Genomic DNA, 11,909 nt, shown 5'->3' on the forward strand with positions numbered 1-11,909 from the left:
GGGGGGGGGGGGGGGGGCCGCCCCGGGCCGCGCCGCGGGGGGGCGGCCGGGGGCGCCCCGGGGGGGGGGGGGCCCCCGGGGGGGGGGCCCCCCCGCCTCGCACCGCGTGTCCCGGTGTCAGCCCTTCCGCGCGCGGGCCGTCTTCTTGGCGGCGGGCTTCTTCGCCGCGGCGGTCCTGGCCGTCGCCGTCTTCGTCGTGGAAGCCGTCCTCGCCGCGGCGGTCTTCTTGGCGGCCTTCTTCCCGGCGGGCTTGCGGGCGGCCGGGACGGCGGCCTCGCTCACCCGGTCGGCGTCCAGGATGTCCTGGAGGAACTTGCCGGTGTGGCTGGCGGGGACGCCCGCCACGTACTCCGGGGTGCCCTCGGCGATGACGAGGCCGCCGCCGCTGCCGCCCTCGGGGCCCATGTCGACCACCCAGTCGGCGGTCTTGATGACATCGAGGTTGTGCTCGATGACGATCACCGAGTTCCCCTTGTCGACCAGGCCGGAGAGCACCTTGATCAGCTTGGAGATGTCCTCGAAGTGCAGACCGGTGGTCGGCTCGTCCAGGACGTAGACGGTGCGGCCGGTGGAGCGCTTCTGGAGCTCGCTGGCGAGCTTGACCCGCTGGGCCTCACCGCCGGAGAGCGTCGGCGCTGACTGGCCGAGCCGCACGTATCCGAGGCCGACCTCGTTGAGCGTGCGCAGATGGCGGGCGATGGTCGGGACGGCCTCGAAGAACTCCAGGCCCTCCTCGATCGGCATGTCCAGCACCTCGGCGATGGACTTGCCCTTGTAGTGGACCTCCAGGGTCTCCCGGTTGTAGCGCGCACCGTGGCAGACCTCGCACGGGACGTACACGTCGGGCAGGAAGTTCATCTCGATCTTGATGGTGCCGTCGCCGGAGCAGTTCTCGCAGCGGCCGCCCTTGACGTTGAAGGAGAACCGGCCCGGCAGATAGCCGCGGACCTTGGCCTCCATCGTCTCGGCGAACAGCTTGCGGACGTGGTCGAAGACGCCGGTGTACGTGGCCGGGTTGGACCGGGGCGTACGGCCGATGGGCGACTGGTCGACGTGCACCACCTTGTCGACCAGGTCGTCCCCGTCGACCCGGGTGTGCCGGCCGGGCACCGACTTGGCGCCGTTCAGCTCGCGGGCCAGGTGGGTGTAGAGGATGTCGTTGACCAGCGTCGACTTGCCGGAGCCCGAGACGCCGGTGACGGCGGTCAGCACGCCGAGCGGGAAGGAGACGTCGATGTCCCGGAGGTTGTTCTCCCGGGCGCCGTGCACCGTGAGCAGCCGCGAGGGGTCCACGGGCCGCCGCACCTCGGGCACGGAGATCGACTTCTTGCCGGTCAGGTACTGCCCGGTGACCGACTTGTCGTTGGCCAGCAGTTCCTTGAGCGAGCCGGAGTGGACGACCTTGCCGCCGTGCTCACCGGCGCCGGGGCCGATGTCGACCACCCAGTCAGCGACCTTGATGGTGTCCTCGTCGTGCTCCACGACGATGAGCGTGTTGCCCATGTCGCGGAGGCGGACGAGGGTCTCGATCAGCCGGTGGTTGTCGCGCTGGTGCAGTCCGATGGAGGGCTCGTCCAGCACGTAGAGCACGCCGACGAGGCCGGAGCCGATCTGCGTGGCGAGCCGGATGCGCTGGGCCTCGCCGCCGGACAGGGTGCCCGCGGCGCGGTTCAGCGAGAGGTAGTCCAGGCCCACGTCGACCAGGAACCTCAGCCGCTCGTTGACCTCCTTGAGGACCCGCTCGGCGATCTTCTTGTCGCGGGCGTTCAGCTTGAGGCGGCCGAGGAATTCGGCGCACTCGCTGATGGACATCGCGGAGACCTCGGCGATGGACCTCTCCATCACCGTGACCGCGAGGACGATCGGCTTGAGCCGGGTGCCCTCACAGGTCGGGCAGGGGACCTCGCGCATGTACCCCTCGAAGCGCTCCCGGCTGGAGTCGCTCTCGGCCTCGGAGTGCCGCCGCTTGACGAACTGGACGGCGCCCTCGAAGGACGGGGTGGTGTAGGCGCGCTCACGCCCGTACCGGTTGCGGTAGCGGACCTCGGTCTGGATCTTGTGGCCGTGCAGCAGGGCCTTCTTGGCGCGCTGCGGCAGCCCGGCCCAGGGGATGTCCGTACGGAAGCCGAGGGCTTCGGCCAGCGCGTTGATCTGGCGGCCGAAGTACTCCTTGGTGTGGCCGTGGGACCAGGGGTGGATGGCGCCCTCGTCCAGGGACTTCTCCTCGTCCGGGACGATCAGCTCCGGGTCGACCTCCATGCGCGTACCGATGCCGGTGCAGTCGGGGCAGGCGCCGAACGGGGAGTTGAAGGAGAAGGAGCGCGGCTCCAGCTCCTCGAAGGAGAGGTCGTCGTACGGGCAGTAGAGGTGCTCCGAGTACATCCGCTCGCGCTCGGGGTCGTCCTCGGGGAGGTCCACGAAGTCGAGCACGACCATGCCGCCGGAGAGGCCGAGCGCGGTCTCGACGGAGTCCGTCAGCCGGCGCTTGGCGCTGTCCTTCACGGTGAGGCGGTCGATGACGACCTCGATGGTGTGCTTCTCCTGCTTCTTGAGCGTGGGCGGCTCGGAGAGCTGGATCGTGGCACCGTCCACCCGGGCGCGGCTGTAGCCCTTGGTCTGGAGGTCGGAGAACAGGTCCACGAACTCGCCCTTGCGCTCGCGCACCAGCGGCGAGAGCACCTGGAAGCGGCTGCCCTCGGGCAGGCCGAGGACCTTGTCCACGATGGCCTGCGGCGACTGGCGCGAGATGGGGCGGTGGCACTCGGGGCAGTGCGGCTTGCCGATCCGGGCGAAGAGCAGCCGGAGGTAGTCGTAGACCTCGGTGATGGTGCCGACGGTCGAGCGCGGGTTGCGCGAGGTCGACTTCTGGTCGATGGAGACGGCGGGCGACAGGCCCTCGATGAAGTCGACGTCCGGCTTGTCCATCTGGCCGAGGAACTGCCGGGCGTACGAGGAGAGCGACTCCACGTAGCGGCGCTGGCCCTCGGCGAAGATCGTGTCGAACGCGAGCGACGACTTGCCCGACCCGGAGAGCCCGGTGAAGACGATGAGGGAGTCGCGGGGGAGGTCGAGCGAGACGTTCTTGAGGTTGTGCTCGCGAGCGCCACGGACGATGAGACGGTCGGCCACGCCGGTCCGCACCTTTCTAGAGAGAAGCGGGGGAACTGAGCCCCTCGCCCAGGGTATGGGGGGCGCCACAGCGGTGTACGGAGCTTTCGACTCCGAGCGTATAGCACGCACATTCGAATTGCGGACGGCTGAGAACTCCTTCACCCGAACGAGTGGCCGAGGCTAGGCTCGGCCCCATGACTGATCATGCGCACGACCTGGCAGCACTCCGGGAAGCGACGGACCGGCTGCTCGGCGCCACCGGGAAACTGGACGACGCGGGGCTGTCCGAGCCGTCACGGCTGCCGGGGTGGAGCCGCGGTCATGTCATCGCGCACCTCTCCCGTAACGCCGACGCGCTCGTGAATGTTCTCCGCGGGCTGCCTATGTACGCAGACAGCGAAACCCGCGACCGCGACATCGAGCGGGATGCCCCCCGGTCCCACGCGCAGCAGCTGGCCGACCTGACGGCGAGCGCGGCCCGGTTCGTCGCGGCCGCGGCCGAGCCCGGGGACTGGTCGCGCACCGTGACCCTGCGTAACGGTGTGACGGACTCCGCCTCCCACGTGCCCCTCCGCCGCCGGGCCGAGGTGGAGCTGCACCACGTCGACCTGGGCGTCGGCTACGAGCTGGAGGACCTGCCGGACGAGTTCACGGCGCGGGAGATCGGCTTCCTGGCCGAGCGGTTCGCCGGGCACCCGGAGATCGCGCCGGTGTCGCTCGCCGACGGCACCGGGCGGGTGTGGACGACCGGCGGCGGCGCGGAGGGCGGGCCCATCGGTGTCCGGGGCACGGCGCCCGAGCTGCTGGGCTGGCTCAGCGGGCGGCGCGACGGCTCGGCGCTGACCGTCGGAGGCGGAACGCTTCCGGCACTGCCCCCGCTGTAGGCCGCTGCCCCCGCTATAGGCTGAGGAACATGACGTACAGCGGAGCGGTCAAGGTCGGCGGGCCCGCCGATGTGCACGAACTGACGGATCTGATGATCTCGAAGGTCGCCGTCGGCCCGATGGACAACAACGCCTACCTGCTGCGCTGCCGGGCCACCGGCGAGCAGCTGCTGATCGACGCGGCCGACGAGGCCGGGACGCTGCTCCGGCTGATCGGTGACGACTCGATCCTCTCCGTCGTCACCACCCACCGGCACCGCGACCACTGGCGGGCGCTGGGCGAGGTCGTCGCGGCGACCGGGGCGCGCACCTACGCGGGACGGTTCGACGCCGAGGGCATCGAGGTGCCGACGGAGGTCCTGGTCGAGGACGGCGACACCATCCGGGTGGGCGAGGTGGCGCTCACCGCCCGCCGTCTGACCGGTCACACCCCGGGCTCGATCACACTCCTGTACGACGACCCGCACGGTGCGCCGCATCTGTTCACCGGGGACTGCCTCTTCCCCGGCGGGGTCGGCAACACGCACAAGGACCCCGAGGCGTTCGCGAGCCTGCTGCACGACGTGGAGACCAAGCTCTTCGCGCCACTGCCGGACGAGACCTGGGTCTATCCGGGCCACGGGCGCGACACCACGCTGGGGGACGAACGGCCCCACCTGCCCGAGTGGCGCGCCCGGGGGTGGTGAGGCGGGGCCGTCCGTCCCGCTGCGTCCAGGGCCCGCGCTAGACGCGGTCCCCGGTCTTCGCCTCGCGTGCCTCGGCCTCGGCCTTCTTCTTGTTGGCCATGAGGCTGGTGATCGTGGTGATGATCAGCACCCCGCAGATGACGCCGAGCGAGACCGGGATGGAGATCTCGGGGACGTGCACCCCGGACTCGTGCAGGGCGTGCAGCACCAGCTTGACGCCGATGAAGCCGAGGATCACCGACAGCCCGTAGCTGAGGTGGACCAGCTTCTCCAGCAGACCGCCGATCAGGAAGTACAGCTGGCGCAGGCCCATCAGGGCGAAGGCGTTGGCGGTGAAGACGATGTACGGGTCCTGGGTGAGGCCGAAGATCGCGGGGATGGAGTCCAGCGCGAACAGCACGTCGGTGGTGCCGATGGCGAGCATGACGACCATCAGCGGGGTCAGGACGCGCTTGCCGTTGTTGCGGATGAAGAGCTTGGTGCCGTGGTACCGGTCGGCGACGCCGAAGCGGCGCTCGATGTTCTTCAGGAGGCGGTTCTCCTCGAACTCCTCGTCCTCGTCGTCGGCCCTGGCCTCCTGGATGAGCTTCCAGGCGGTGTAGATCAGGAACGCGCCGAAGATGTAGAAGACCCACGAGAAGTTGGCGATGACGGCGGCGCCCGCGGCGATGAAGACCGCCCGCAGCACCAGCGCGATCAGCACGCCGATCAGCAGCACCCGCTGCTGGAGGTGGGAGGGCACCGAGAACTTCGCCATGATCAGCACGAAGACGAAGAGGTTGTCGACGCTGAGCGACTTCTCGGTGATGTAGCCGGCGAAGAACTCGCCCGATGCCTGGCTCTCGCCGAAGACGAGCAGCCCGAGTCCGAACAGAGCGGCCAGCACGATCCAGACGATCGTCCAGATCCCGGCTTCCTTGGTCGACACCTCATGGGGCTTGCGCCCGATGAGGAAGTCGACGGCGATGAGGGCGCACAGACCAAAGATGGTCAGCGCCCAGAGGGTCCATGAAACGTCCACTGCGCCTCCGGCAGTTCGCTACGGGCTACTGATCAGCGTCGTCGCTGCCGGAGGTCTCTTCCACCCGGGCGCGCGGGCTGCGCCCCGGGCCGGCGCCCCGGGACCGGTCACAGTCCGTACTGACGGGAACGCCGCGTATGGGAGTACTCCCCTCCGCTCCATGAACGGTACAGGAAATACCAAGGAAAGGTAAAGAGAAGCCTAAAAACTCTCCAAACTCGCAGGTCAGAAGCATTTTGCTGTGAGCTGTGCGAGGACTGCCCGAGGTGTACGGGGACGAGCGCGGCTCAGCGCGACCCGGTGCGGCGGGCGTGGGCCACCCGCTCCAGCACCTGGTCCAGGACCGCGCTCCCCGGCGGGGTCCTGGGCGGCTCGTACGTCCACGCGTGACCGACCCAGGGGTCGGCCAGATGGTCGTCGGCGACCGGGGTGACCCGCAGCAGCGAGCGCCACAGCGGGTCCAGGACCGGGCCGTACGCGGACGCGTCCTCCCGGTCCGCGACCATCATCAGGTGGACGCCCACCGAGGGCCCCTCGTCGGCGAGGTAGCGGAGCTGGGTCACCGCGCGGTCGTCGAAGCCGTGCGGGAAGTCGTTGACGATCAGCAGCTGCTCGGCCGGGTCCAGGTCCGGCGGCAGCGAGTCGGCGGCACCGGCCCGGATCGCCATCTGCACCAGGTCGACCCGCCGGGTGAGGTGGGCGAGGACCGCGGAGACGCCCTGGGCCCCGGCGGCGGGCGGCGAGGGAAGCACCCCGGAGCGGACCAGCGGGGCGAGCGCGCCGGCGGCCGAACCGGCCGGGTCGATGACGTGGACCGTGAACTCGTTCGGCGGGTAGACCGCCAGCAGCCGGGCCGCGTGCAGCACGGCGGTCTCCATCGCCAGCCTGCGCAGCTGGTCGGGGCCGGTCAGCGCGGCGGCCTCGGAGGCCGTGCGCCCGCTGTCGATCCACATGCCCCGCTCCAGCGGCAGCCGGACGAGGAGCGGGATGCGCAGGTCGGCGCGCTCCGGGAGGTGGAGGTCGCCGATGCGCAGGGCCATGGGGATCTCCATCGGCGCCCGGTAGCCGTGCCAGACGGGGTTGTCCCAGCCCGCGTAGGGGGCCGGGAGCGCGGGCTCCACGACGGCGGACTCGGCGGCGAGCTGGGCGAGGTCGCGGTCCAGGGACTCGCGGGCGCGGGCGGTCAGCTCGTCGCGCTTGGCGCGGGCCTCCTCGCGGGCCCGGTCGCCCGCGCCCCCGATGCGGCTGCGCGGGTCGGACAGGGTGCGCTCCAGCTCCTGGTCCATCCGGGACTCGGCGAAGTCGACGGCGCTGCGGTAGGCGGCGACCGCGCGGGCCAGGTCCTCGAACATGCCCCACACCTGGTTGTACAGGCGCTCGTCCATGGACCAGCCGGTCGCGTCCCCGGCGACGGGCTGCGCGGGCTGCCCCGGCCGGGCGGGCGGCGCGGCCGGGGGCGGCGGCGGGGGCGCGGTGGGCTGCCGGCGCGGGTGCGCGTAGTTGATCGGGCCGCCCGGGGCGGCCGGCTCCGCCAGGGGCTCGGGCTGCGGGGGCGCGGGCGGCGGGACGGGCGGCTGCCCGTTGCCCGGGGCGGGCGCGTGCCTGACCCGGTCGCCCTCCGGGGTGCGGGGCGGCGGCGGAGCCACCGAGCGGGCCAGGCCCCGGGCGACCGCCTCCTGGATCGTCCCGGCCAGCTCGGCGGCCCGGTCCACGCCCTGGTCGGCGAGCATGGCCGCGAGGCCGCCCGCGTAGCCCTGGCCGACCGCGCGGACCTTCCAGGCGCCCTGGCGGCGGTACAGCTCCAGGGCGGCGACCGCGGACTCGCTGTCGAGGCCGGTCAGCGTGAACGTGGCGATCTCGGTGCCGTCGAGGGCGGTGACCGCGACGAAGGGTGCGGCGACGGCGCCGAACCGGGTCGGGCCGCCGGCCCCGGTCGGGAGGGCCAGCAGCACCGTGACCCGGTGGACCCCGTCGGGCAGGGCGTCGAGGTCGACGGCGAGGCGGTGGTCGGCGGCGGCCTGCCGGGAGACTTCCAGGCCGTGCAGCTGCGGCGATCCGGGGTGGGCGATCCACTCGACGCCGGCCACCCTGCCCTGCTCGTCACCGAGCGTGGCGCCGGCCACGACGGGCGCCCCGGCCGATATCCGGATCTCCAGACGGGTCTGGGGCAAGGTGTGATTCTGCCCCCGGACCAGCTCGGCCGTCATTGCCCTGTCCCCTCGACGTAGTACCGCTGGTGTGGGTGAAGCTGTGCGTGGTGTCTCTGCTCCGGGTGGTGCGGTGGTGCCGCGATACGGGCAGCTCCCGGCGGCCGGTGCCGCCGGGAGCTGCGCGTGAGGCGATGCGGACCTCGCGGTCCGGTGTGCCGTCCTACAGGTGCGGCAGGATCGCCGGCATGAGGTCCTGGAAGGTCCGGCCGTTGGCCGGGGTGCCGATGGCGGTCATCTTCCAGGCGTTGCCCGCGCGGTGCACCTTCGCCATGATCTGCGCGGTGTACTGCCCGCCGCCGTCCAGCGTGTAGCGGGCGAGCTCCTGGCCGTTGGTCTCGTCCACGATGCGGCAGAAGGCGTTCTGCACCTCCTGGAACGTCTGGCCGGTGAAGGAGTTCACCGTGAAGACGATCTGGTCGATGTGGACCGGCACCCGCTGGAGGTCCACGAGGATCGCCTCGTCGTCGCCGCCGGAACCGGCGCCGCCCACGAGGTTGTCCCCGGTGTGCCGCACCGAGCCGTCGTCGCTGGTGAGGTGCCGGAAGAACACGACGTCGACCGGCTGCTTGTCGGCGAACAGGACGGCCGAGGCGTCCAGGTCGATCTCCCGGGTGCGCGAGCCGAACAATCCGCGGCGCGGTGCCGCCTGCCAGCCGAGCCCCATCCGTACCGCGGTCAGGGTCCCCCCGTCGCTCTTCTGCAGGCTGATGGCCTGACCCTTGGTCATATTGACCGTCACGCGCTGTCCCCTCTCCGCATTCCCCGCAACCGTCCTTGTGCGGTTTCCCAGCACCCTACGCAGTGGTGTCACCCGCGCGGAGGGCCTGGGCGGTTTTGTGTCGGTCCTGCAACATGCGGCCCGGGCCCCAACCGTCCGGCCGGTCAGGCCAGACCGGCCTCGCGCATCTGGCGCAGCTCCTTCTTCAGCTCCCCCACCTCGTCGCGCAGCCGGGCGGCGACCTCGAACTGCAGGTCGGCCGCGGCGGCGCGCATCCGGTCCGTCATCTCCTCGATGATCCCGGCCAGTTCGGTCGCCGGACGGTCGGTGACCGCCGCCGCTTCCCGGCCCGCCTTGCCCGCCTTGCCGGCCTTCGCGGACTTCCCGGCCGTCGCCGCCTTGCCGTCGCCCGGGACGGCGTGCTTGCCGAGGGCGGGCACGGGGGCCTTGCCCTCCTTCCCCTGGCGGTAGCCGGTGCCGAGCAGCTGCTCGGTGTCGACCTCCTCGCGCGCGATGGTGGCGACGATGTCGTTGATCTTCTTGCGCAGTGGCTGCGGGTCGATGCCGCGCTCGGTGTTGTACGCGACCTGCTTCTCGCGGCGGCGGTTGGTCTCGTCGATGGCCTGCGCCATGGCCGGGGTGACCTTGTCCGCGTACATGTGGACCTGGCCGGAGACGTTGCGCGCCGCGCGGCCGATGGTCTGGATGAGCGAGGTGCCCGAGCGCAGGAAGCCCTGCTTGTCGGCGTCGAGGATGGCCACCAGCGACACCTCGGGCAGGTCCAGGCCCTCGCGCAGGAGGTTGATCCCGACCAGGACGTCGTACTCGCCGGAGCGCAGCTCGCGCAGCAGCTCGATGCGGCGCAGCGTGTCGACGTCGCTGTGGAGGTAGCGGACCTGGATGCCGAGCTCCAGGAAGTAGTCGGTCAGGTCCTCCGCCATCTTCTTGGTGAGCGTGGTGACCAGGACGCGCTCGTCGCGCTCGGTGCGCAGTCGGATCTCGTGCACCAAGTCGTCGATCTGGCCCTCGGTGGGCTTGACGACGACCTCGGGGTCGACCAGGCCGGTCGGGCGGATGATCTGCTCCACGAAGCCGTCGCCCCGGGACATCTCGTAGGTGCCCGGGGTGGCGGACAGGTAGACCGTCTGGTTGATCCGCTGGAGGAACTCCTCCCACTTCAGCGGGCGGTTGTCCAGCGCGGACGGCAGCCGGAAGCCGTGGTCGACCAGGGTCCGCTTCCGGGAGGCGTCGCCCTCGTACATGGCGCCGATCTGCGGGACCGTGACGTGCGACTCGTCCAGCACCAGGAGGAAGTCCTCCGGGAAGTAGTCGAGGAGGGTGTTGGGGGCGGTGCCGGGGGAACGGCCGTCGAAGTGCATCGAGTAGTTCTCGACGCCGGAGCAGGTGCCGATCTGGCGGAGCATCTCGATGTCGTACGTCGTACGCATGCGGAGCCGCTGGGCCTCCAGCATCTTGCCCTGCTTCTCCAGCTCGGCCAGGCGCTCCTCCAGCTCCCGCTCGATGCCGCTGACGGCCTTCTCCATGCGCTCGGGTCCCGCCACGTAGTGGCTGGCGGGGAAGACGTGGAGGGATCGGTCCTCGCTGATGACCTCGCCGGTCAGCGGGTGCAGCGTGGACAGGGCCTCGATCTCGTCACCGAACATCTCGATGCGGACGGCCAGCTCCTCGTAGACCGGGAAGATCTCGATGGTGTCGCCGCGCACCCGGAAGGTGCCCCGGGTGAAGGCCAGGTCGTTGCGCGTGTACTGGATCTCCACGAAGCGGCGCAGCAGCGCGTCGCGGTCGATCTCCTCGCCCACCTTGAGCTGGACCATGCGGTCCACGTACTCCTGCGGCGTGCCGAGGCCGTAGATGCAGGAGACGGAGGCGACCACCACGACGTCGCGCCGGGTGAGCAGCGAGTTGGTCGCGGAGTGGCGCAGCCGCTCGACCTCCTCGTTGATCGAGGAGTCCTTCTCGATATAGGTGTCCGACTGCGGGACGTACGCCTCGGGCTGGTAGTAGTCGTAGTACGAGACGAAGTACTCGACGGCGTTGTTGGGCAGGAGCTCGCGGAACTCGTTGGCCAGCTGGGCGGCGAGCGTCTTGTTCGGCGCCATGACCAGCGTGGGGCGCTGGAGCTTCTCGATCATCCACGCGGTGGTCGCGGATTTGCCGGTGCCGGTCGCGCCGAGGAGCACGACGTCCTTCTCACCCGCGCGGACGCGCTTCTCCAGCTCGGCGATGGCCGTGGGCTGGTCGCCGCTGGGCTGGTAGGGGCTGACGACCTCGAAAGGCGCCACCGTACGTTCGATCTTCGAGACTGGCCGCATGCAACCACCGTACGACCCGCCACTGACAACGGGGCCGGTTCACCAGTCCGCGGGCTCCACGGCGTCGCGCGGGCGGGAGTGGAAGGAGGCCGGGTCGGCGTACGTGCCGAAGCGCGGGACCTGGCGCCGGGCCGGGACGCCGGGGATCCGCGCGGCGCACGGGTCGTCCCAGTCGGGCGTGCCCATGACCACCAGCGGATCGAACATGACCACGACGGCGGCCAGCACCAGGAAGCAGGCGGGTCCGAGCAGCATGGGCACCAGCAGCGAGCCGGCGCTGTCGCCGGGGGCGTGGGCCGCGGTCGTGGCGGACGGGTGCAGGTGGACGCGGAGCGCGGCCATGCCGGTGTAGTGCATGCCGCTCACGGCGACGCCCATCACGACGCTCGCGCCGAGGCTGGGCAGGAAGCCGTGGATGGACACGGCGGCCCACAGCGCGGCGGTCGAGGCGACGACGGCGATGACCACGGAGAGGGCCACGGTGATCGTGTCGTACTCGAACTGCCCATCAAGCCTCATTCCGGCCATGCCGAGGTAATGCATGGAGGCCACGCCGAGTCCGGTGATCGTGCCTCCCGTCACCAGGGCCATGCGGGCGGCGCCCCGGTACCCGACCAGGAAGATCCCGATGCCGACCATGACGATCGCGACGGCGAGGCTGGCGAAGGTGATCGGTTTGTCGTAGCCGATCGGCACCTCCTCGACGGAGAAGCCCACCATCGCGATGAAGTGCATGGTCCAGATACCCGAACCTATGGAGGTCGCCCCGAGAGCCAGCCAGCCGGCCCTGAAGGAACGCTCGGTGCGCAGTGACCGCGTGGTGCAGCGCAGGCCCAGCGCCGCGCCGAGGCACGCCATGAGGAACGCCGCCGCAGGGGTCACCGCCCCGTAGCTGAAGCCGTCGATCGTGCCCTGCATCCTTGTCCGCCCTTCGCAGCAGCAAACC

General features: G+C 70.8%; 8 protein-coding genes. 2 read left to right on the forward strand and 6 right to left on the reverse strand.

Going from position 1 to position 11,909, the window contains the following annotated elements:
* Nucleotides 1–117 precede the first annotated feature (117 nt).
* Nucleotides 118–3,129, reverse strand: coding sequence for an excinuclease ABC subunit UvrA (gene uvrA / locus ACLQ2N_RS18975; RefSeq protein ID WP_425814479.1), 3,012 nt, complete (start codon nt 3,127–3,129; stop codon nt 118–120).
* Between the two features lie 176 nt (nt 3,130–3,305).
* On the opposite strand from uvrA, the gene ACLQ2N_RS18980 reads away from it, so the two are divergent.
* Both ACLQ2N_RS18980 and ACLQ2N_RS18985 read left to right on the forward strand, forming a co-directional pair.
* Nucleotides 3,306–3,995, forward strand: a complete 690-nt coding sequence (locus ACLQ2N_RS18980) for a maleylpyruvate isomerase family mycothiol-dependent enzyme (protein WP_425814481.1) — start codon at nt 3,306–3,308, stop codon at nt 3,993–3,995.
* Between the two features lie 29 nt (nt 3,996–4,024).
* Entirely contained in the window at nt 4,025–4,681 is a 657-nt protein-coding gene (locus ACLQ2N_RS18985; RefSeq protein ID WP_425814483.1) for an MBL fold metallo-hydrolase, read from the forward strand.
* A 37-nt stretch (nt 4,682–4,718) separates the two neighbouring features.
* On the opposite strand, the gene ACLQ2N_RS18990 is transcribed toward ACLQ2N_RS18985, so the two are convergent.
* From ACLQ2N_RS18990 to ACLQ2N_RS19010, 5 genes are all read right to left on the reverse strand, one after another.
* Nucleotides 4,719–5,702, reverse strand: a complete 984-nt coding sequence (locus ACLQ2N_RS18990) for a TerC family protein (protein WP_425814485.1) — start codon at nt 5,700–5,702, stop codon at nt 4,719–4,721.
* Nucleotides 5,703–5,989: 287 nt separating this feature from the next.
* The gene (locus ACLQ2N_RS18995; RefSeq protein ID WP_425814487.1) at nt 5,990–7,909 is read right to left on the reverse strand and encodes a TerD family protein; all 1,920 of its coding nucleotides are present in this window, start codon (nt 7,907–7,909) and stop codon (nt 5,990–5,992) included.
* Nucleotides 7,910–8,072: 163 nt separating this feature from the next.
* A complete protein-coding gene (locus tag ACLQ2N_RS19000) occupies nt 8,073–8,651 on the reverse strand; it encodes a TerD family protein (protein ID WP_026171720.1) in 579 nt (192 codons plus the stop codon).
* A 143-nt stretch (nt 8,652–8,794) separates the two neighbouring features.
* Nucleotides 8,795–10,963 (reverse strand): excinuclease ABC subunit UvrB, encoded by a 2,169-nt coding sequence (gene uvrB / locus ACLQ2N_RS19005; RefSeq protein WP_425814489.1) that lies wholly within the window; start codon nt 10,961–10,963, stop codon nt 8,795–8,797.
* Nucleotides 10,964–11,002: 39 nt separating this feature from the next.
* Entirely contained in the window at nt 11,003–11,881 is an 879-nt protein-coding gene (locus ACLQ2N_RS19010) for an MHYT domain-containing protein (protein WP_425814491.1), read from the reverse strand.
* Between the last annotated feature and the right edge of the window lie 28 nt (nt 11,882–11,909).

Origin of the sequence: Streptomyces sp. DT224, from assembly GCF_049844595.1 — a bacterium.
Classification (GTDB): Bacteria; Actinomycetota; Actinomycetes; order Streptomycetales; family Streptomycetaceae; genus Streptomyces.